Source organism: uncultured Shimia sp. (assembly GCF_947498095.1).
GTDB lineage: Bacteria > Pseudomonadota > Alphaproteobacteria > Rhodobacterales > Rhodobacteraceae > Shimia.
The window spans coordinates 1-21217 of record NZ_CANMJE010000024.1; the positions used below are offsets into that span (position 1 = coordinate 1).

Here is a 21217-nt window from a genome sequence, read left to right on the forward strand (position 1 = left end):
TCAGTCGCTTGTTTGCCATTCTTAGTCCTCCGTTTCCTAACCTTAACGGTGGACCCATTCAGATGGGGAGGCTCAGCGGCGAATGTCGGCTTTGACGAAGGGAAGAACCCCGCGTAGTTGGAAGAGGAAAGCCAAGAACACACTTTCTCAGAGATTTACTGGCGACTGCCGGTTTATCTCATGAAGGTGACCTAGAGTTTCGCAAAGGCACAACTTCGTGGAATTTGCCGCTTGCGGTGAATTCGGGAGATCCTTTACTTGCTCGAACTGTGACGTCATCTAGGCCGTTGTCGCGGAATACTTTCTTCACCGACCCGATGACTTCCTCAAGAACAAGCCCCTCCGCCGCACCCGTTGCCAGTTGCACGCGCAGCTCGAAATCGAATTCGCCAGTCTGGATCAACTGGATGCGCTGAGCTTGGTCGTGCTCAAAATCGAAAATCAGTGGCGACAGGGTCACCTCGCCTACGCGAACCAACGTCGCTTGGCGTCCCTCGACCTGCAAACTACGAAGCGGCGATCCACAGGGGCAAGCATCCTGGTCAAACCGAATACAGTCACCCAAATCATAGCGGATGAAGGGCTGAACGTCGTTAGCGAGCACGGTCAGCAGAGCGGTCGCAGACAACGTTCCGTCGGGAACGGGTTGCATTGCTTCGTCGACCGCTTCGAGGATAACCCAATCTTCATTCACGTGTTTCCTCCCGTGGCTACACTCGAACGAAAGCGCCAAGCACTCGGTGCACCCATAGGGATCGGCAATGCCGTATTTCAGCGACGGAAAGGCTCGCCCGACCCGTTCGCGGAGATCGTCGGTGAGTGTCTCGCCTCCTGTGGTAATGAACGCCGGTTCGATCCGCAGCCGCCTGGCCTCTTTTTCCTGGACTAGAATGGCCAGCATGCTGGGGTACGTCACGATCCAAGCGATGTTCCCAATCGCATTCAGTCTTTTGACAAGCTGACCAATTGGCTGTTCAGCCTCGACAAAGGTGACACCAAAGCCCTTGGCAAGCCGGGGGTTCAAACGTTGCACTAGTTTGTTGAAACCGTTTCCGGCAAAATGGCCGTTCCCTCCTGTAATCGTCACCCTGTCGCCAAGTTTTCGGACGTCTCGCACGAGCTTCCGATGATATCGTTCGAAGCGTGCGAGCATGATGCCATAGGCATATTCCACGAATGATTCAGACAAGACGATGACGGCAGGTTCGCCCGAAGTCCCGGAGGTCTGAAAAACGGCGACATCGTCGATAGGCACACCAACCTTGCGCAGGTCCCGCAGATGTTCGCGGGCCTTGTCAAGTGGAAGAGAGCGGATTGTCAGCCAGTCGTCGAACTCCGCCATGAGTTCGGGCTTATGGGTCACCGGTAAGTCGTGAAGTTCGATCTCGGCAGTTGGTGGCAGCTCTGCGTATAGTCGGCGAAACAGAGGTGAGTCACCACGCGCCTTATCCACGAGGCGCCGCAGGTTGCGGAGTTGCTTGGCTTCTATTCGCGTACGTCCGCCCCAACCTGTCCAGAGTCCACCAATCAAATACCCTAATGCTTTATGAAAACTAAGATGCATGTTTTCTGGCATTTCTCGTTTTGTATCCCGCGTCGGAAAAGTCGTTAATTTTTAACTATAGCAAAGAGCTGGGCTGCATTGACCAATGTCAAATCTGACAGCCGCGCAGGATCAAAGTCACCTGAGATACCGCGAAAGCGGACATGAGGTCACCAACACCAAACGGCAGCTCCGTCCCGCCAAACAGCCATTGGAGCAGACCAAAGCGATTGACCGCTTGTACATTCAAGTCGGCGACAGAGCACATGCAGTATCGAGTTGGCGCACTTCGTCCGGGTCCTCTTTGGTGCGTCGGCCGAGCCAACGATCCATTGTACGGGCAAGTTTCGCGTCGCCACTCAGAAACAACCGGCCAGCTTCGATTTCACGCGGTATCGTTGTCCTGCTCAAAAAGAGTGAGCACAATGACACGCGATCCGTTTCCACGTAGAGATCCACGTCCAACCCGCGGATTGTGCTGCACATCTCAACGGGCATGCCAGGACGGATCAGTGCCCAGTAGGTGTCATATTCAAGATCGGGATCATTAAAGTGAAACCGTATCACAACCTGACGGTTGGGAAGCTCATCCACGATAAAGTAGTTTCGCATCTGCCAGATCAGATTGGGCACATCTGCATCCCCCAATGCCTTTTCTGCGGCAATATTGCATTGGGCCCATTTGCCAAGAGCGTCGAGCGCAGGCTCAAGCTCGATGGCTGTTTGCGTGCGTATGTAGTCGACATTTCCGGTGGCAGGGTCCTCTATCCGTTCAATCAACCCCTTTTCTTCAAGTTCTTTGAGCCGCTTGGACAAAAGCGCCGGGGAGATGTTTCCGACCCCTCGTTTAATGTCGTTAAACCGTGATGAACCGCCCCACATTTCCGAAAGGATTGGTATCGTCCATCGCGGTTCTAGAACTTCGCACGCGTGTGTAATCGGGCAAATTAATCCATAAGGTTTCGAGTTCATGACCCATCCTCCTTGGAAGCCAGAGTAATCGGGCTGCTTCTACTCATCCAGTTCAGTTTCTGTACCGGGTCCACTTCATAACGTGCACTACCCCATCCGTTTTGCGATGTGGAAATCTGTTTGCATCACCGATTGAAAGGAACTTTGTGATGCACGATCCATATCTAATCGAAAACAAATCCTACCTCGAGTCCGTTGAAAAATTCGCCAATACCGAGGGAAGCCTTCGCGATTTTTCACCCAACGAAAAGGGGGCAAGACCAATCCTGATAGTTGCCGTGACCATTGCCCTGATGGCGTCCGTCGCAATCTTTTTCTATGGTATGGCCGCGCCGCTTTATGCGCTGCAGCTTTGATGACCTCCTTTCCTCTGAGGGCAACAGCAACGATCAATTACAAAACCGTTGATTCCCCTTAACCTCGCATAGCTGCCATTATGGCGACGGTTGATCGCTGGCAGCTATGTCCCGCAACTTGCCAGTTCGCAACCCGCGCGGCGAAGGTCGGCCATTGGAAGTTCGCGTTCCGGGCTGTGAGTCAGCTCAGGGCTGGAAGCCGCCATCGGGCAACGGGGATGTCATGTGATTTCGCCGCAATGATGTTGCTGCACCGCCGCATGTCGGCATTGAGCCCTACTTTGACCGATGCTGCAATGTGCACCAAGGTCTGAAGGCTGGTATGAAGCGGTCATTCGAGGATGGTTTTTGCGTCTTTCCGGTGATGGATGGTGGCGATTTCGACGGAATATCAGATGCTTGTGGGGCGTCGTATACAACAGGTGTTCACGTTTCTATCGCACAGTATCGTCTTCGTTGCGAAGCTGAGGCGGCAAGCAATTGAGGTTGGTCCTTTGTACGCCGAAAATCAGCGTTTACTTCCGTTTATTCCCGATATTGAGCGGCGTCTTTTCCTTGGCGAAATCAGCCGTCGACGGGACCTGCTCCTTTACTTTTTTCGGTTTCTTCACTTCACGATTTCCACGCTTCTTGTTGCCTTTGGACATCTGATTTCCTCCAATGTCATGTTTGTTGTGCTTTCAAGTGGTCGGACTGATACCGACGTTTCTTGCCAGCAGAAACTCTGTCGTGCGTCGTTGGACAGCATCATTGAGCCGGTTTTCATCATGCCGCCCATGGCATCGATTTCGGACATTCCAGCGGGCCTGTTCGGCTTCTACTGCGAGATTGCGGATCACGACCGCCGCTGCATTACATCACGGGCGTCGAACAGAGTTCCCGCCAGCGATGATGGCGTTGATCATTTCGGCGACGGCCCGGTGCCTTTCCATTTCGAGTTCGGTGCCAAGGGCGTTCACATGGGTCGCCGCGGCGTCACGAAGCACCCCCACGATCTCATGCTCCGGCAGCAGCCCGCGATCGTTCAAGGCAAGCAGGAGCGCCTCGCAGATCGATAGGGCGGCCTCGCCTGCATGTTCGTTCGCCGTGGACATCAGGGGGTCCTTTCGTGGCACCGTGAACCGGGAACAGGTAAGGTTCAAATCAATCCGTACTTCTCGCAGGAATTGCATTATGCTGGACTGATCCAGAGCAGTGTCCGGGCCGATTTCCGCTCTTGGGTCACGACGCGCCGGGAGGCCCCATGACATCAGTCGAACACAGCCCTCTGACCCGCAAGCTTTCGGCCTTCGTCGCTCTGTCGGAGATCGAGCTGGCCGTGCTTGAACGACTGCACCAGAGTCGTCGCTCATTCGTCGCGGGGCGTGACATGGTGCATCAGGGCCAGTCGGCTCAAGCCGCGTACATTCTGTCGTCGGGTTGGGTCTGTTCCTACAAGCTCCAGGCCGACGGGACGCGGCAGATCGTGGATTTCCAGGTGCCGGGGGATTTTCTCGGACTGCGCAGCGTCCTGTTGCGCACGTCGGATCACAGCTTCGAACCTATCGTCGACATCAAGGCCGCCGAAGTGCTGGCGAGCGATCTCCTTGATGCCTTCGCACGGACGCCGCGCCTTGCGACCGCCATGCTCTGGGCGGCGTCAAGGGACGAGGCGATGGTCGTGGAGCATCTCGTCGGGATCGGTCGGCGTGATGCGAACGCCCGCATGGCGCACTTCCTGCTGGAGTTGGGATCGCGGCTTGCGCTGGTGGGCATGGGGACTAAGGATGGGTACGACTGCCCGCTGACCCAGTACCACCTCGCGGATGTGCTGGGACTGAGTGCCATCCACGTGAACCGCGTTCTGCGCCAGCTTCGCGAGAGTGGACTGGTGACCTTTCGGGACGGTCGCGTGACGTTTCACGACTATGGTGGCTTGGTGGACCTTGCCGAGTTCGATCCGGCATATCTGGACCAGATCGGACCGCTCCTGAAGTGAGAGGGCCGCCCTCCCTATTCGGCAGGCGGCCCCGGTGATCACGTCAGACGCTGGTTGTCACGCAAGCGCATGCTTCGCGGCATCGAATTCCTTGTTGGTCTCGGCGTCGTTCTTCGCCGTGTTCGCCTTCTCGGCTGCCTGGTAGTGCTTCAGCGCTGCATCCTTCTTCGGACCAGCGGGCGCTTTGTCCCACTCGGCTTTCACAGAGGTCATCTTCTCGGCAGTCTTGTTCTGTTCGGGAGTCATTGGAATTGTCCATTCCTGGAAGCTCCGAGAATAAGAAGCGTGCCGGCATGCCGACCTTTTTGGGATCGACACTCCGACGCGCAACTCAGGTACTCGGAAATCTTCTCTGCCACCAAATATTCGGCGGGCATGTCTGACCTAGCCTTGCCAGAGGTCTTCCACACTGCCGTAGGTTAGTCCCGGCGCCTGTGGCGAGTCGATTGCTTCTGCGCTTCTCAAGTCACCGCAGTTTGCTGGTGGGATATCCTCAGCCAGGTGTCCTCATCGCTGAGATAGGTCGAGGCGCAGAGGGCCTTGTAGATCGGCACGTCGGTTTTTTCAGCCGAGACCCGGTAAGTGAGAATGGCGATGTCACGACACCGCGTAACGCGCCGTTCGGCCATGACAACGGAGCGCCAGCCGGTGCTCTGCTTTAGATGGGGCCAGATCTGGTCACCCTGAAGGATGCCGGGCGGATAGGGGAAGACCATAACGGCGTTGGTTGCTGTGGTCGCCTGCGCACTGTCGGCGCCGCTGGTCCAGAACTGTTCTTCCATGTCCCAGAGTATGCCCTGTTCGTGTGGAGAAAGCGTACCGGACTTGTGTGCCGCATGGGCCGGTCTCCTCACGGTCACGGTTGATACGGTCATTCGCCTGACCCCGACCCGCCACCCATGAACATCTGAAATAGAAGGAAGATAATCGCGAGCACCGCCCAGATCGCTCCGCTTGTCCCCGGGCGGTCGCCGGTCACCGTCGAGGCAGCTCGCTTCAGGCTACCTGACGCCCGACCTTCGGGAAGCAGCTGGCTCAGGTCTCGTGCGACCCTCCCGTGATCGCTGGCGAGCGCGGGTACGTCCCGAAATCGGGCAAGCAGTGCCCCTAATCGCGCTCGCGCGCCGTCGCGCCCCAGCGAGACCAGATCAGCGGCTTCTTTCCACGGATCGAGGCCGAGCCGCGCGAGCGTGGAGAGAACCGTCACGACATATCCGTTCCGGTCCTCGCCGACGGAGGCATAGAGAAACTGATCGAACTCGGGCGGGTGCGGGTTGAGAACATTGGGGTCGGCCATAGCCAATCCTTTCAAGGGTTGCAGGAATGCAGATCATCCCTGTTTCCCAAAGGATACGCGCAGGTCGGTCTCGTCGCCCTTACACAGGTCAGTGCAGGCGACTGCCCCCAGGTAGGTCGCTACCGGTTCGATGCCCGGGACTAACATGCGTCAGCGCCAGTCGGACGGTCCCGGGGTATAAGAGAGTAACTCGTTCGACTGGTCCGTCCCCCACTCCAAGGGGCCGTCGACAGTGGCGGGCGACAAATCTGCCAACATCGCGGAGACCAGAGATGAACATGCGGTCGACCAGATCGATGGTGACGTTTTCGAACCCGTTCACCTTGCAGGGATACCCGGGCGATCTGCCCGCGGGCGACTATGAGGTTCTCGTCGAAGAAGAGCTTCTCCAGGGGCTGAGCTTCGAGGCCTATCGACGGACGGCGACCTACATGACGGTGCGCGGCAAGGGTGCTCACGCGGGGCGAAGTGAGCTCCGATTGACGACCGAGAGCGACATAAAGGAGGCGCTGCGCCGGGACGCAGACACATCCGAAACGAACAATCACAGCGAAGCGGCGCTTTCTCCGCAGGAGGATAGAAAATGAATACTCCCGAATGGCTCAAACCTGGCATCTATGGCGCGCTAGTCGGCGCCGCCTTTGTCGGCATTGTCGGATTTTCCTGGGGTGGCTGGGTGACCGGCGGCACCTCGAACGACAGGGCGATGGCGATGTCCCGCGACAACGTTGTCGCGTCCATGGTTCCGGTTTGCCTCGATATGGCGCAGTCAGATCCGGCGCGGGCGGACAAGCTTGCAACGATCCGGGCCGCCTCAACCTACCAGCGGCGCGACGCCCTCATGACATCCGGCTGGGCGACGATGCCCGGAACCGAGGTCCCGGACCGCGAAATCGCGCAAGCTTGTCTGGCAGCCCTTGATGTCGATAGATCACCGGTGCGCCCGGAAGGCGCGGTCGATGAAGGATGAACCGCGTCATGCCGATAGGTTCATGGTGGAAGGTTTCAAGCTTGAATACAGGTTATCAAGCGGGAAGCACGTCAATGACACTTGGACCACCGAGGTCGGTTTCTTTCCGCTTCTGAGCAAGACAGCTCCACTTAATTTCCGTGCCCCTAACCTGCGTAAGCGCACGATTTGCGCTTGGTTGGTAGGTGGATAGCAAGAGCTGGATCGCGACGAGGCGATAGCCTGCCTGGCCACACTCGTACGCCCGACATCCAGCGTCCCATAGTGCAGCGTGAAGGTTGATAAGCCATGACATCAGTGAAACATCTTTCCAGGACGGCAGCAGAGACGACGGATCTCGAACGGCGCGTGTTGGCTCATGAACGGATCCTGCAGGCCCTGATCGCCTACATGGCCCGTGCCGAGCCGCGTTTCGTCGACCATCTGCGAGAACGGTTCGTGGAACCGATGCGCATGGTGCCGCACGAACACGATTACCGCGAAACCGACGACTACGCGGAAGAATTCATTCGCGCCGTGATGCTTCTCGGAGAGGAGCGCGCGCCCATCGCGAAGGAGTCGAAATTGACCGACAAGAAACCCGTGTCGCCGAAAGGCAGAGGAGAACAGGGGTCTTCCATGAACCGGCCACCGCAGCGCGGTGGAGTTCAAGTGCGCGAAAGGAACGGCATCTGGGAGGTGGAGGTCGATGGCAAGTTCCGCGGCGACTACCACCAGAAGGAACATGCTCTTGCCGCTGCGGCCCTGCACAAGTTGTCGCCCCGATGACCGGTCGCACTGATCCGACAGTTCCGCATGATTTCGCAATCCAGATGGCCGAGAACGAAGGCATGCCATCGAGATCGAATTCCAGGGGCTCCCCGCCGCCGCCCGCGCCCACGCGACGGTTGACTGGAACGCTCACGCTTGGGCTATCGAAGACTCGCGCGGCAACCGGCGGACTCTGGTCCGCCAAGGAGCAAGCGGCGATGAGACACCCGCTGGCAAGGTTGATCTCGAGGCTGGCCATAGTGGCTGGAGTGATAGCGTCCCTGGCCTTCCCCGTCCTTGCGCAGGATGGCACCGGCCCGATGCCTCGGAACGCTCATTCTTGCAAGATAGTCATGACATGATCAGGCGCGGCCGTGTGTCTGGCATGCGGGTCAGCATCGGGTGTCGTCTGCGCTACAGCTTCCCGCAGCCGACACCGTTAATCGCGATGCTGAACGTCCACTACTCGCGCTTTGGCGATCTGGAGCGTGCAGATTACCTCGTGACGTCGCCGAGCGTACCGCTCGAAAGCTACCGTGACGGATTCGGCAACTGGTGTACGCGCCTCATGGCTCCGGAGGGCGACTTCGCGCTGTCAACGGATGGCATCTTCCGCGACTATGGCCGACCCGATCCCGCGTCCCCGGGCGCGCTGCAGCACGCAGTCCAGGATCTGCCGTTCGAAACCCTCATATTTCTGCAAGGCAGCCGGTATTGCGACACGGATCTCCTGTCGGAAGAGGCTTGGCGTCTTTTCGAGACCGCGGATCCTGGATGGCCCCGCGTTCAGGCGATCTGCGATTTTGTGCACGGCCATGTCAGCTTCGACTACATGCAGGCGAAGCCAACGCGCACCGCGTCGCAGACCCTCGCCGAGCGACAGGGTGTCTGCCGCGACTTTGCCCATCTCGCCATCGCTTTGTGTCGCTGCATGAACATTCCGGCCCGCTACTGCACCGGATATCTGAGCGACATCGGTGAACCTCTGCCTCATCCGTCCGGGGACTTCGCAGCGTGGATGGAGGTCTTTCTCGCTGGTGAATGGCACATGTTCGACCCGCGGAATAACAAGCCGCGGTTTGCCAGAATTCTGATCGCGCGGGGCCGCGATGCCGCTGATGTCCCTTTGACCCAGACATTCGGTCAGAACACTTTGACGGAATTCAAGGTCTGGACGGATGAATTGGCCTGACCGACCTTGGGTTCTTTTTCGATGCGCCATCGTAAACCGGGTCGCCAATCCCCATATAGTATGTACTGGCGCCAAGCATCCCGGTCTGTCATGGACGAGGAGTTGGCACCGGCCAATCAAAGGATCGATGATATGTCCTTCAAGGACCTGACAGCCAGGGCTGCGGCCGCAATGAAGCCGAAGCCTGCGAAAACCCCTGCCAAAGAGAACGAGTCCAAGGCCGTTGGCAAGGAAGCACCAGCGAAATCCAAGACACCTTGAGATTTGCACCGGCCAAGCGCCCCATTCTTAACGGGCGCGCGGACCACCCACAGCAACAAGGGAAAGGATCATACTAATGGAAGAATTGATGAGCAAGACCGTTGCAGTTTTTTCCCGCCCGTTCACCGTTCCAGGCTTCAACGAGACGCTTCCGGCGGGAGAGTACGAGATCGAAACGGAATTGGTTTCACCCCCGGGTCAACAGGATCCCGCAGCCTGGAAAGCCTCAGTCCTAGTGAAACTTCATCCCCGGACATCGCATCCGGGGCTTACACGGTCTCTGACCGTTTCCCTTGCCGATCTGGACTATGCCCGCGCCAGGGACAAGCTGACAGGCAGAGCGTTGTCCGACTTCTTCCTTGAGGAAATGCTTGCTGATCCGATGGTGCGCCTCGTGATGGAGGCCGACGGGGTCTCTGCAGCACATATGCGGCATCTTTATTCGGGGCACCGAACGCCCCAGTCTGACAGGGATGTCCTAGACCAGAACCCGGCGCGTCTAGGTGCACGTGACATGGTGTCTATCCATGCTGCTGAAAACGAGGGCATGCCTCCACGACCGACAGGGACGTCGGCTATGCGCACGGAAGTCAGCGCGGATTCGATATGATCACGAACAAAACCTCGGTCGACGTAGCATTCCCGGACATCGCCCGCGGAAGGGCCTTTGGCGACGTTCCTCGAAACCGTCCTTGTCTGAGATGCGATGCTGTTTTCTGGAGTGAAGGTTTTGGAGAACGGTTCTGTCGGCGCTGCAAGGGGTTGAACGCCTGGCGGAACGCCGTGCCCGTTAGCCCCGGTGCATCTCGCCGCCGCTAATCTCTATCGGTGCCCGCGCCGTCTTCCCAGTACCGTACCGGACCCGTCAATTCGCCCAGTCTAGACGTCGCTCGCATCACGCCGACCGATGTCTTATAGGGCGAAAAGGGCTTTGATCTTCCCCACCGTCACAGGAAACGCAGACGGCTCTATCACAAGGGCAGGTCTATCATTCGCCTGCGCCCAAGAAACCCAATTAAGAAAAGCCGAAGGTCTCTGCCACAGTCAACTCCGTCGCAGGAACGCCTGCGCTGGTGATTGGTGGGAAATAGGTAAAGTAGGCAGTCGTTCAGGCCGCGATTGCTGAAAAGCGCGTTTGAGCGAAATATAGTTCAACAGCCCATTGTAGAGTTCCGTCGGGATAGCCATTTTTCATACATTGGCACTCAGGTGTGGCGAGTGCCAATGTGTCCCTACGCATGCCACCCCTATCCGGAAATCCCGAAAAGGAGTATTTCCATTATGTTTACACCCCTACATGACCGTGTCTTGGTCCGCCGTATTGAAGGCGACGAAAAGACCTCGGGCGGCCTGATCATTCCTGACAATGCAAAAGAAGAACCGCAGGAAGGCGAAGTCGTATCCGTCGGCGCCGGTGCAAGAGACGACACAGGCGCGCGTATCCCAATGGACGTCAAAGCTGGCGACAAAATTCTGTTCGGCAAATGGTCGGGCACTGAAATTAAGATTGATAGCGAAGAGCTGATGATCATGAAGGAGAGCGACATCTTCGGCGTTATGGCCTGAACGACGCGTCCCCTTTCACACATCTTTCATTTAGGAATACCGACATGTCTGCAAAAGACGTCAAATTTGGCACGGACTCCCGTGACCGTATGCTCAAGGGCATCAATACGCTCGCCAACGCCGTCAAGGTCACGCTTGGCCCCAAGGGTCGCAACGTGGTTCTCGACAAGTCCTATGGCGCGCCCCGCATCACCAAGGACGGTGTTACAGTCGCCAAGGAAATCGAACTCTCGGATGCGTTCGAAAATATGGGCGCCCAGCTTGTCAAAGACGTGGCGTCCCGCACCAATGACGAGGCTGGCGACGGCAAAACCACCGCTACGGTTCTCGCCCAGACCATCGTCAAGGAAGGTATGAAATCGGTCGCCGCAGGCATGAACCCGATGGACCTGAAACGCGGCATCGACAAGGCGGTTACCGCCGTTGTTGCCGAGGTCAAGGCAATGTCCCGTCCCGTGGGCGATACGGCTGAGATCGCCAAAGTCGGCACCATTTCTGCCAATGGCGAGGCGGCAATCGGTCAACAGATCGCAGATGCCATGGCTAAAGTCGGCAACGAAGGCGTCATCACCGTCGAAGAGAACAAAGGGCTGGAGACCGAGACAGAAGTCGTCGAAGGCATGCAGTTTGATCGCGGCTATCTCAGCCCTTATTTCATCACAGATACCGCCAAGATGACGGCGACCCTGGAGGACTGCGTCATCCTCCTGCACGAGAAGAAACTAACGTCTCTGGCCCCCATGGTGCCTTTGCTTGAGGCCGTCATGCAGGCGAACAAGCAGCTCTTGGTGATGGCCGAGGACATTGATGGCGAAGCGCTCGCAACCCTTGTGGTGAACAAACTGCGCGGTGGCCTGAAAGTGGCCGGTGTCAAAGCACCTGGTTTTGGGGATCGCCGCAAAGCGATGCTGGAAGATCTTGCCGTCCTGACGGGCGGACAAGTGATTTCCGAAGAACTGGGCATCAAGCTCGAAAACGTCACGATGGACATGCTTGGGGATGCCAAGAAGATTACAATCACCAAGGACACGACAACTGTGATCGACGGCGCAGGCGACAAAGAAGCTATCGCTTCGCGTGTCACCCAAATCCGAGCACAGATCGAAGAGACCAGTTCAGACTACGACAAGGAAAAACTGCAGGAACGGCTCGCCAAATTGGCGGGCGGTGTTGCGGTGATCAAAGTTGGTGGCGCGACCGAGATCGAAGTGAAAGAGCGCAAGGATCGGGTTGATGATGCCTTGAACGCAACACGTGCGGCCGTCCAAGAAGGCGTCGTACCAGGCGGTGGCGTAGCACTTGTCCATGCGGGCAAGGTTCTGGAAGGTCTAAAAGGGGACAACGCGGATCAGGATGCGGGTATCAAGATCATCCGCAAAGCCCTTCAGGCCCCGTTGCGCCAGATCGCTGAAAACGCCGGTGTCGATGGCTCGGTCGTGGCTGGAAAAGTACTTGAGAACACCAGCAAGACGTTCGGCTATGATGCGCAGCTTGACCAGTACGGCGACATGTTGAAGGCTGGTGTTATTGATCCCACCAAGGTCGTTCGGATCGCGCTTGAATACGCGGCATCGGTTGCGGGCCTGCTCGTTACCACCGAAGCGATGGTGGCGGATAAACCCGTCAAGCCAAACCGCCACGGCATACCCGACATGGAGGGTATGGAAGGCATGATGTAGAAGCGAACTTTTGCTCGCGGCATTGGAACCAATTTTTATGAGCCGCGAGCAGCATATTTCTGAAGACGGCTCGCACCAGCGACCTTGCTTCTTTGGTCGCTCTGCCCCCTGAGTAGACCATGTCTGAAGGCTCCGCTTTCTGACGTTAGATTGCTCCAAGCTGATCTGTGTAAGCGTCGAAAACTGGAATGTAAGCTAGCTAGAGAATGCCTGCTGAAAATTCAGTAGGAAGTGTGTTTTCGAGTATTTAAGCGGCGCGCAAGGGGCAGTTCCCTAAAAAAGAAATTCTTCTTTCGCGTGCCGCTCTTTCTCGAGGTGCCTAGGAAAGGACGCCACAATGAAACTCAACACCAATACCATCTCGGAAAAGATGAAGTCCGTTAAAGCCAGCTGTGGAGGCGCACCCTTCGGTGAAAAAAGAACGCAGGCCTGGAGACATTACAACGCTGCTGAGGCCGCGCACAAAGCGAATGACGACATCAAGACGAAATACGAACTCGACGCTGCCAGGGAAGCCCTTGCGTAATTAGTAACGGCCGCGTGAAAAAACGGGCCAGTTTGCGCAAATGCAGAATGCAATATGCCGGGGCCTGAACTGCAATCCATGATGGATTGCCCTACATTGATTGGAAAAAATGCAACTCTCGTAGCTGCCCTTGTGACATCCGTCGCATTCTCTGCCAATGCAATGTCCGCCGACACTGATACCGACGGCGACAGCATGGCATCCTTCGCTGAACTTCAGCTTGTGTACCCTTTCCTCACCGCTTAAATGTTCATGGACATCGATACAAATGGCGATAGCCTTGTCGACGACGAGGAAATGGCTATCACCGTCGAGCTTGGCAACCTCGCGGATCCTGAAACCGACTCCTGAAACCAAAGGTTGGAGTATGTGCTATGCAAAATCGTGAAGTTTTCAGATGGGCCTTCACAGCTTCAGGGCTCTGGCTCATCTTGTCGCCATTCATGCTTCTCGGCGGCCAATCGGCTCTTAGCAATGCCCTCGTTGGCGATGCAGGACTTCTCATTCTCTCGGGTCTTTTGGCTTTGACCGTAGCGGGTTACGGCCACAACAAACATTACCTGGTCCAGACCTACCTGGGAGTTTCCTACGGTTTGATTTTGGTAGCGACTCCTTGGCTGTTCGGCTTCACCGAACCTGTGACCGCCTGGAATGCCGGCGTCGTCGGAACGGCTTTGGTTCTGGCGGGCCTTTATGTGGTGTTTCAGAAAATGCCGAAACATCACGCATAGTGAATACACTGTGTGGGGCGGAAAACGCCCCACACTTCTAATCGTTGTCCTTGCCAATACTACTCACCCTGCATCTCTTCCGGAGATGGCTATTGGCCATTGACCGCGAGTCGAACGCTTCGCGACTTATGGAGGAATGGACAGACTGTCTCACTGGACCAAGGTCGTAACCACTGGAGGTGTGCAACTCGTGTACACTCCAAAGTGAAGGTCCGGAAAGCGCACGAAAGCAGCCTCTTGCGCAAACGCAGCGAATTCACCCTTTGTCCCGCATTAGAGCCATTCGGCATACTGAAATGCTTCGCGACGCACGAATGACTGGTTTGGGGAAGCTGCGCCGCAGCGCTCGTCACTGTTGTGAAAGTCCGGTCAGGACCGTTTGCGTCGCCCGACAAGAAGGGCGGGAACCAGACCTTCGCTGCGGTTTTGACCAAAGATGGCTATGCGCACAAAGCTGACATCAAGCACCTGGCTTGCTGCCCTAAAGCCCTTATCGTTTCGAGGACAGGAGTCAAAACACATTGAAGTCCAATGCACCTTAAATGGTATGCAAATCCTGACTGCAAGACTAGCCGACTACACTGTCAACGTATCGAGGTGACTAAAGCGATCCTTCCCGCCCGATGACCAAGAATTCGCATCGGGCACAATCTGGTTTCGGGAAAGCTTGTAATAACATATAGGAACATATGGCCTTCACTTTGCGTCAACTCCATTACTTCGTTGCCGTTGCTGAATACGGATCCGTCAGTCGGGCTTCGCAGTCGTTGGCAATCTCCCAATCATCAGTGACGGAGGCAATCAAGTTTCTCGAAGAAGATCTGGGAGTTAAGCTATTTACCAGGCACTCTCGAGGGCTGAGCATTACTCACAAGGGACACCAGTTTCTTAGACATGCGACGACAATTCTATCTGGTGTTTCTGAGGCAAGAAGATCGCTCGAGACTAAAGAGCAGGAGATTCAAGGCAATCTCCAGCTGGGCGTCACTTCACTCATGGCTGGGTACGTTATGTCTGACTTGCTGGCTCGGTTTCGGCGGGCCAATCCAGAAGTCGACGTTTCGGCCATAGAGGACAATGGTGAATACCTACAGCACCTGCTGATTGGGGGGGAGCTAGATGTTGCCGTGATGGTAATTTCAGACCAGCTGGATAAGTTGGCGCTACACGTTGAGATTCTCGATGTATCACCATATCGGCTATGGCTTCCCATTAGCCACAGGCTCGCCAAAAAAGACAGCATCAGTATCGAAGATGTTTCTGAGGATTCTTTGATCGCGCTGGACATTGATGAAATGGGTGAGAACGCTGTGAGGTTTCTTTCGGCGATGGGGGCACGCCCAAAAGTCGCCTTTCGTACAAGGTCGGTAGAAGCGGTAAGAAGTTTGGTTGCAACGGGTGCAGGAATCGCCCTGTTGCCGGATCTTGTCTACAGGCCGTGGTCCTTGGAGGGAGACAGGATCGAGTCTCGTGATATCTCGGGTGCTTTGCCTTCTGTTCAGCTTGGGTTGGTATGGCGCAAGGGGTCTCCTTTGTCGCCCGCAGCCAAAGATTTCGTTGAAATTGTCCAGGGAATTCATAGCACTTAGGTTGGAGTTCTGTATGATATCTGTTTTTCCGATATCATCTTTCTGGTAATTGAATTTGCGAAATCACTACTCCCCAAACATGATTGGACATGTAAAGGGCCGCTAGAGCCTCCCCAATCGTATTCCAATCTCAGGGAGCAAATCATGAGACAAATCCTAAAATCCTGTACGGCCATCACCTGTGCCGCGCTTGTTGCTGCACCGGCAATTGCCGCAGACATGGTCACCGAAATCGGTGCTGGCGAAGGCCAAGTAAACATCGTGGCATGGCCCGGTTACATCGAGCGTGGCGAAACCGTCGAGTCCTTCGACTGGGTGACAAAATTCGAAGAAGCCACCGGCTGCATGGTCAACGTCAAGACCGCAAACACCAGCGATGAAATGGTCGCTCTAATGAATGAAGGCGGCTTTGACCTTGTGACCGCATCCGGTGATGCGTCGCTGCGAATGATCGCTGGCAAGCGTGTTCAGCCGGTCAACATCGACCTGATCCCAAGCTGGAGCACTGTCGATGAGCGCCTGAAAGAAGCGCCGTGGCACTATGTGAACGATACGCATTACGGCACGCCCTACATGTGGGGGCCGAACGTGTTGATGTACTCGACCGACGCTTTTGCCGAAGCACCCACCAGCTGGTCAGTCGTGTTCGAAGAAACCACCCTTTCGGATGGCAAATCCAACAAGGGCCGCGTTCAGGCCTATGACGGCCCGATCCACATTGCGGATGCCGCCAACTACCTGATGTATCACCAGCCCGAACTTGGGATTACGTCGCCCTACGAACTGAACCAGGATCAGTATGACGCGGCGTTGGATCTGCTGCGCGGTCAACGTGAGTTGGTTTCACGCTACTGGCATGACGCATTTATCCAGATCGACGACTTCAAAAACGAAGGTATGGCTGTTTCTGGCTCGTGGCCATTCCAGGTGAACTTGCTTCAGGGTGATGGCGTCAAAGTCGAGTCCGTCATCCCGCAAGAGGGCGCTACCGGCTGGGCAGATACCACCATGATGCACGTCGAAGCCGAGAACCCAAACTGCTCCTACATGTGGATGGAACACTCCTTGGCTTCGAACCTGCAATCGGACTTGTCGCTTTGGTTCGGTGCGAACCCGGCTGTTCCTGCCGCCTGTACCGATGGTCGCGGCATGCAGACCGCCGAGGGTTGTACCAAGAACGGTCTGGATGACTTTGAGAAGATCAAGTTCTGGCAGACACCTGTTTCCAAGTGTGAAAGCCAAGGCACCTGTGTACCATACTACCGCTGGGTGTCCGATTACATCGGTGTGATCGGCGGCCGGTAAGCCACAAAAAACAACATGGCTGGTCACCATCGGGTGGCCAGCAAACCAAACGGAATTCCCATGACATCAGCAGTCGTTTTCAAAGGCGTGTCACGCCATTTCGGTTCGGTTCGCGCAGTGGACGAAGTCGATATCAGTGTCGCAGAGGGCGAGTTCTTTGCCATGTTGGGTCCATCCGGCTCAGGCAAGACAACCTGCCTGCGTCTAATCGCCGGATTCGAACAGCCGACTGCGGGTGAAATCTCAATCTTCGGGCAGCCAGCCCAGGGCGTCCCTCCTTACAAGCGCCATGTGAACACTGTGTTTCAGGATTACGCCCTGTTTCCTCACCTTAATGTTCTGGACAACGTTGCCTATGGGCTGATGATTTCCGGCACTTCAAAAGGCGAACGGCATCGCGCAGCAGAAGAGGCGCTGGAGCTGGTAGCATTGCCGGGCTATGGCAGTCGCAAACCCTCTGAGCTGTCGGGGGGGCAAAGGCAGAGAGTGGCGCTGGCCCGTGCGCTCGTGAACCAGCCCAAGGTGCTTTTGCTAGACGAGCCACTGGGTGCTCTCGACCTGAAACTTCGGGAGCAAATGCAAGAAGAACTTAAGGCACTTCAACGCAAGCTCGGCATCACATTTGTTTTTGTGACCCACGATCAAGGTGAAGCCTTGTCGATGGCCGACCGGGTTGCCGTCTTCAACGAAGGAAAGATTGTTCAAGTCGGCAAGCCCGAGGACATCTATTACCGCCCTGAAGTGCCGTTTGTTGCGGACTTTGTTGGGTCGTCGAACGTGATCCCGCCCCGCATAACAGAAAAAGTGACGGGCACCTGGACAACCGCTGCCGTAAGGCCAGAAGCCATCATGCTTGGTGACAAGGGTCTGCCCGCTAAAGTGCGCGCAACGAGCTTCATTGGCACCTCGACACGCGTTTCGCTGGACTTGGATGGCAGTCAAATGGTCGCCCTTCTTCCAAAAGGGCAAACCATTCCTGAAATCGGTGAACACACCCATGTTTCCTGGGCTGAGGATGATATCCACCTGATGGAGATGACGGATGAGTGACGTCATTCTTGATACGGATCGCAAAGGGATACTGACGCGAATCTCCGACACGTTGTGGCGGAACCCGCGGTTGACGATCCTGCTCTTGCTGACACCGCCAGCGTTGTGGCTGGGTGTCGTCTATCTAGGATCGCTCTTTGCCCTCTTGGTTCAGAGCTTCTTCTCGATTGACGAGTTCTCCGGACTTATTATCCGTGAATTCACGCTCAAGACCTATGCCGAACTATTCACGCCTGCGAACTTCGACATCATTGTACGTACAGTTTTGATGGCTTCCGCCGTTACCATCGCTGCTGCCCTGGTTAGCTTTCCGATTGCCTATTACGCGGCTCGCTATGCCAAAGGGAAATGGAAAGCCATCTTCTATCTCGGTGTCATGCTGCCGCTTTGGTCAAGCTATCTTGTTAAGGTCTACAGCTGGAAACTGATCCTTGCCAAAGAAGGCATCCTGAACTGGCTGTTCGAAACCTTGCATTTGAGCTGGCTATTGAATGCGTATCTGTCTCTCCCGATCATTGGTGGCAACTCGCTATCAGTAAGTTGGACTGGGACGTTCCTTGTGTTCCTTTACGTATGGCTACCTTTCATGATCTTGCCTATTCAGGCCGCACTTGAGCGTGTTCCTCGCTCTATGATGGAGGCGTCAGGAGACCTCGGAGCGACACCTGCTCAGAGTTTCCGGCATGTACTGTTGCCACTGGCCTTGCCCGGCGTGATTGCAGGGTCGATCTTTACCTTCTCGCTGACACTAGGTGACTACATTATCCCGCAAATTGTCGGTTCTTCGCGCCGGTTCATCGGTCAGGCGGTCTATGCCTACCAGGGAACCGCCGGAAACATTCCGCTGGCCGCCGCGTTCGCAGTCGTGCCGATTGTCATCATGGGTATCTACCTTTGGGTTGCCAAACGCAAAGGAGCATTCGATGCACTCTGATCGCGCTTCAAAAGGTTTGAAAATTGCCGCAGGTCTTGGCCTTGCCTTCATGCACCTGCCCATTCTCTTGATCTTTGTCTACGCCTTCACGACCGAGGACAAATCTTACCAGTGGCCGCCCCCCGGACTGACGCTGAAGTGGTTCGGTGTGACATGGAACCGTCCTGACGTATGGGAGGCGCTGTCTCTTTCGGTCAAGGTTGCATCCATCTCGACGGTGATTGCCCTCTTCTTGGGCACGCTGTGTGCCGCCGCGGTCAGCCGCACTCGGTTCTTCGGTCGTGAAGCGATTTCTCTAATGGTGATTCTGCCCATCGCACTTCCAGGTATCGTTACCGGTATCTCGCTGCGCTCAGCCTTCAATCTTGCCGACATCCCGTTCAGCTTTTGGACGATTGTTCTCGGACACGCGACCTTCTGTATCGTGGTGGTTTACAACAACGCAGTAGCGCGTTTCCGCCGAACTTCGGGTTCCTTGGTCGAAGCGTCAATGGATCTTGGAGCCAACAGCTTCCAGACCTTCCGGTACGTGATCCTGCCAAACATCTCCACGGCGCTTTTGGCCGGGGGCATGTTGGCCTTTGCACTGAGTTTTGACGAGGTGATCGTCACCACGTTTACGGCAGGACAACAACAGACGCTGCCGATCTGGATGCTCGAGGAACTGGTACGCCCGCGTCAACGGCCCGTCACCAACGTTGTGGCCATGGTCGTGGTCCTCGTAACCTTCTTGCCGATCCTCGGCGCTTACTATCTCACCCGCGGTACCGACACGGTTGCTGGTCAGGGCAAATAAGAACAGGGAGAAAAATATGGAAATCAACATGTTGATTGATGGAACTTTCGAGGCAGGTACGGAGATGACTGAGACCGTGCTGAACCCTCGAACAGGCGAAGTCATCTTGCAAATGCCCGAAGCCAGTCCTGAGCAAATTGACCGCGCCGTCGCGGCTGCCCGCTCGGCATTCCCAGCCTGGTCATGCACAACCCCCGGTGAGCGGTCAGCACTTATGCTGGCCATTGCAGATGCAGTGGATGCAAACCTTGAGGAACTGGCCCAGCTGGAAGCTCTAAACTGCGGTAAGCCGATCAACGAAGTTCGCAATGAAGAGGTGCCTGCTGTTGCGGATTGCTTCCGCTTCTTTGCCGGCGCGGTGCGCAACATGAACGGGCCAGCTGCTGGTGAGTACATGGAGGGGCATACCTCTATGATCCGGCGCGATGCGATTGGCGTTGTGGGGTCAATTGCGCCCTGGAACTACCCAATGATGATGATGGCCTGGAAGCTTGCCCCTGCCTTGGCCGGTGGCAACACAGTTGTCCTCAAACCGTCCGAGCAAACGCCCCTCACAGCGCTTAAGCTGGCAAAGATTATGAACGACATCCTGCCAAAGGGTGTGTTGAACGTGATCGTTGGACAAGGGGGCAGCGTTGGCAACACACTGATCAATCACCCCGGCGTTGACATGATTTCGATCACCGGTGACATCGCAACTGGAAAAAAAGTCCTTGTCGCCGCGGCTAACTCGGTAAAGCGCACCCACCTTGAGCTGGGAGGCAAGGCTCCTGTCATCGTCCATGACGATGCTGATCTTGGACGCGTCGTCGAAGGGCTCAAGGCGTTTGGTTACTACAATGCAGGTCAGGATTGCACCGCCGCTTGCCGAATTTATGCAGGTTCGAAGATCTACGACAATCTGGTTGCTGACCTGACATCCGCGGCAGCCTCGATTGTTTACGATGATGCTGACGACACACAAAACGAAATCCCGCCACTTATCAGTCAGCGCCAGCGCGACCGAGTTGCAAGTTTTGTTCAGCGGGCATCCGAGCAAAGCCACATGGAAATCACCACTGGCGGCGAAGCGCATAATGGCAATGGGTTTTACTATAAGCCCACAGTGGTTGCCGGAGCATTGCAACAAGACGAGATTGTCCAGCGCGAAGTGTTCGGGCCCGTTGTGTCTGTCACTCGTTTTGATGAAGACGATGATGTGGTTGGTTGGGCGAATGACAGCCAGTATGGCCTCGCGTCCTCGGTTTGGACGCAGGATATCGGTAAGGCGATGGAGAATTGTGCCCGCTTGCAATACGGCTGCACCTGGGTCAATACGCACTTTATGCTGACCACAGAAATGCCCCATGGCGGCGTCAAACAATCAGGTTATGGCAAAGACATGTCCATGTACGCTTTGGAGGACTACACAGCCGTGCGCCATGTAATGATTGCGCACTGAGCAGAGCGTGGCTTGAGAATGTAATGAGGCCGGATGATTGAGTTTATCCGGCCTTTTCTCTAAACGGTCCTACAAAGTTCAATGACCCTTTTTTTTGTCGTGATCGCTTCGAAAGCTAAGCATTTGAACGCTAACTTTGCCCTTAGTACGGAAGGTCTGCTTTTACTAGAAAGCAGTCATTCCGCCGCGACACACCGAACATCTGCTAATGGGATGTACCGGCTGCTTCACCCAGCAGGTTAGGCTGAGCCTATTTCTGCAAATAGGAGAAGTAGCATGGC

At 55.9% G+C, this 21217-nt stretch carries 24 protein-coding genes; 17 read left to right on the forward strand and 7 right to left on the reverse strand.

The window, feature by feature from the left end:
• Window positions 1-178: 178 nt before the first annotated feature.
• Both Q0932_RS19960 and Q0932_RS19965 read right to left on the reverse strand, forming a co-directional pair.
• A complete protein-coding gene (locus Q0932_RS19960) occupies window positions 179-1576 on the reverse strand; it encodes a phenylacetate--CoA ligase family protein (RefSeq protein ID WP_299356939.1) in 1398 nt (465 codons plus the stop codon).
• Window positions 1577-1789: 213 nt separating this feature from the next.
• On the reverse strand, window positions 1790-2515 hold the full coding sequence (locus tag Q0932_RS19965; RefSeq protein ID WP_299356941.1) for a helix-turn-helix domain-containing protein: 726 nt from the start codon (window positions 2513-2515) through the stop codon (window positions 1790-1792).
• Between the two features lie 149 nt (window positions 2516-2664).
• Between Q0932_RS19965 and Q0932_RS19970 the strand changes: the two genes are divergently transcribed.
• Window positions 2665-2871, forward strand: coding sequence for a hypothetical protein (locus Q0932_RS19970; RefSeq protein WP_299356943.1), 207 nt, complete (start codon window positions 2665-2667; stop codon window positions 2869-2871).
• Between the two features lie 515 nt (window positions 2872-3386).
• On the opposite strand, the gene Q0932_RS19975 is transcribed toward Q0932_RS19970, so the two are convergent.
• Both Q0932_RS19975 and Q0932_RS19980 read right to left on the reverse strand, forming a co-directional pair.
• A complete protein-coding gene (locus Q0932_RS19975) occupies window positions 3387-3518 on the reverse strand; it encodes a hypothetical protein (RefSeq protein ID WP_299356945.1) in 132 nt (43 codons plus the stop codon).
• Between the two features lie 210 nt (window positions 3519-3728).
• Window positions 3729-3965 (reverse strand): hypothetical protein, encoded by a 237-nt coding sequence (locus Q0932_RS19980; protein WP_113822911.1) that lies wholly within the window; start codon window positions 3963-3965, stop codon window positions 3729-3731.
• A 149-nt stretch (window positions 3966-4114) separates the two neighbouring features.
• Between Q0932_RS19980 and Q0932_RS19985 the strand changes: the two genes are divergently transcribed.
• Window positions 4115-4849 (forward strand): Crp/Fnr family transcriptional regulator, encoded by a 735-nt coding sequence (locus Q0932_RS19985; protein ID WP_299356950.1) that lies wholly within the window; start codon window positions 4115-4117, stop codon window positions 4847-4849.
• Window positions 4850-4906: 57 nt separating this feature from the next.
• Here Q0932_RS19985 and Q0932_RS19990 read toward each other — a convergent pair whose 3' ends face one another.
• From Q0932_RS19990 to Q0932_RS20000, 3 genes are all read right to left on the reverse strand, one after another.
• Complete coding sequence (locus tag Q0932_RS19990) at window positions 4907-5095, reverse strand: hypothetical protein (protein WP_299356952.1); 189 nt, start codon at window positions 5093-5095, stop codon at window positions 4907-4909.
• 215 nt (window positions 5096-5310) lie between these two features.
• Complete coding sequence (locus tag Q0932_RS19995; RefSeq protein WP_299356954.1) at window positions 5311-5724, reverse strand: hypothetical protein; 414 nt, start codon at window positions 5722-5724, stop codon at window positions 5311-5313.
• Window positions 5721-6161: a hypothetical protein gene (locus Q0932_RS20000; protein WP_299356956.1), complete on the reverse strand. Its 441-nt coding sequence runs from the start codon at window positions 6159-6161 to the stop codon at window positions 5721-5723. The genes Q0932_RS19995 and Q0932_RS20000 overlap by 4 nt, the downstream gene beginning before the upstream one ends.
• A 263-nt stretch (window positions 6162-6424) precedes the next feature.
• Between Q0932_RS20000 and Q0932_RS20005 the strand changes: the two genes are divergently transcribed.
• The 15 genes from Q0932_RS20005 to Q0932_RS20075 all read left to right on the forward strand — a co-directional run bounded on the left by Q0932_RS20005 (window position 6425) and on the right by Q0932_RS20075 (window position 20936).
• Window positions 6425-6733 carry a hypothetical protein gene (locus Q0932_RS20005; RefSeq protein ID WP_113822942.1) on the forward strand — a complete coding sequence of 103 codons (309 nt, stop codon included), beginning with the start codon at window positions 6425-6427 and terminating at the stop codon, window positions 6731-6733.
• The gene (locus Q0932_RS20010) at window positions 6730-7116 is read left to right on the forward strand and encodes a hypothetical protein (protein ID WP_299356959.1); all 387 of its coding nucleotides are present in this window, start codon (window positions 6730-6732) and stop codon (window positions 7114-7116) included. Before Q0932_RS20005 ends, Q0932_RS20010 begins: the two co-directional genes overlap by 4 nt.
• 288 nt (window positions 7117-7404) lie before the next feature.
• A complete protein-coding gene (locus tag Q0932_RS20015) occupies window positions 7405-7884 on the forward strand; it encodes a hypothetical protein (RefSeq protein ID WP_299356960.1) in 480 nt (159 codons plus the stop codon).
• 340 nt (window positions 7885-8224) lie between these two features.
• The gene (locus Q0932_RS20020; RefSeq protein WP_366141441.1) at window positions 8225-9058 is read left to right on the forward strand and encodes a transglutaminase family protein; all 834 of its coding nucleotides are present in this window, start codon (window positions 8225-8227) and stop codon (window positions 9056-9058) included.
• Window positions 9059-9407: 349 nt separating this feature from the next.
• Window positions 9408-9929 (forward strand): hypothetical protein, encoded by a 522-nt coding sequence (locus Q0932_RS20025; protein WP_299356962.1) that lies wholly within the window; start codon window positions 9408-9410, stop codon window positions 9927-9929.
• A 668-nt stretch (window positions 9930-10597) separates the two neighbouring features.
• Window positions 10598-10885 (forward strand): co-chaperone GroES, encoded by a 288-nt coding sequence (locus tag Q0932_RS20030; RefSeq protein ID WP_113822945.1) that lies wholly within the window; start codon window positions 10598-10600, stop codon window positions 10883-10885.
• Window positions 10886-10929: 44 nt separating this feature from the next.
• Window positions 10930-12564 (forward strand): chaperonin GroEL, encoded by a 1635-nt coding sequence (gene groL, locus Q0932_RS20035; protein WP_299356964.1) that lies wholly within the window; start codon window positions 10930-10932, stop codon window positions 12562-12564.
• 337 nt (window positions 12565-12901) lie between these two features.
• A complete protein-coding gene (locus Q0932_RS20040) occupies window positions 12902-13090 on the forward strand; it encodes a hypothetical protein (protein WP_113822921.1) in 189 nt (62 codons plus the stop codon).
• A 374-nt stretch (window positions 13091-13464) separates the two neighbouring features.
• Window positions 13465-13821, forward strand: coding sequence for a hypothetical protein (locus Q0932_RS20045; RefSeq protein ID WP_299356969.1), 357 nt, complete (start codon window positions 13465-13467; stop codon window positions 13819-13821).
• 689 nt (window positions 13822-14510) lie between these two features.
• The gene (locus Q0932_RS20050; RefSeq protein WP_299356971.1) at window positions 14511-15410 is read left to right on the forward strand and encodes a LysR family transcriptional regulator; all 900 of its coding nucleotides are present in this window, start codon (window positions 14511-14513) and stop codon (window positions 15408-15410) included.
• Between the two features lie 144 nt (window positions 15411-15554).
• Entirely contained in the window at window positions 15555-16715 is a 1161-nt protein-coding gene (locus Q0932_RS20055; protein ID WP_299356973.1) for an ABC transporter substrate-binding protein, read from the forward strand.
• A 60-nt stretch (window positions 16716-16775) separates the two neighbouring features.
• Window positions 16776-17765, forward strand: coding sequence for an ABC transporter ATP-binding protein (locus Q0932_RS20060; protein WP_299356975.1), 990 nt, complete (start codon window positions 16776-16778; stop codon window positions 17763-17765).
• Window positions 17758-18699, forward strand: coding sequence for an ABC transporter permease (locus tag Q0932_RS20065; protein WP_299356977.1), 942 nt, complete (start codon window positions 17758-17760; stop codon window positions 18697-18699). The genes Q0932_RS20060 and Q0932_RS20065 overlap by 8 nt, the downstream gene beginning before the upstream one ends.
• Window positions 18689-19495 (forward strand): ABC transporter permease, encoded by an 807-nt coding sequence (locus Q0932_RS20070; protein ID WP_299356979.1) that lies wholly within the window; start codon window positions 18689-18691, stop codon window positions 19493-19495. Before Q0932_RS20065 ends, Q0932_RS20070 begins: the two co-directional genes overlap by 11 nt.
• Before the next feature lie 16 nt (window positions 19496-19511).
• The gene (locus tag Q0932_RS20075; protein WP_299356981.1) at window positions 19512-20936 is read left to right on the forward strand and encodes a gamma-aminobutyraldehyde dehydrogenase; all 1425 of its coding nucleotides are present in this window, start codon (window positions 19512-19514) and stop codon (window positions 20934-20936) included.
• Window positions 20937-21217 lie beyond the last annotated feature (281 nt).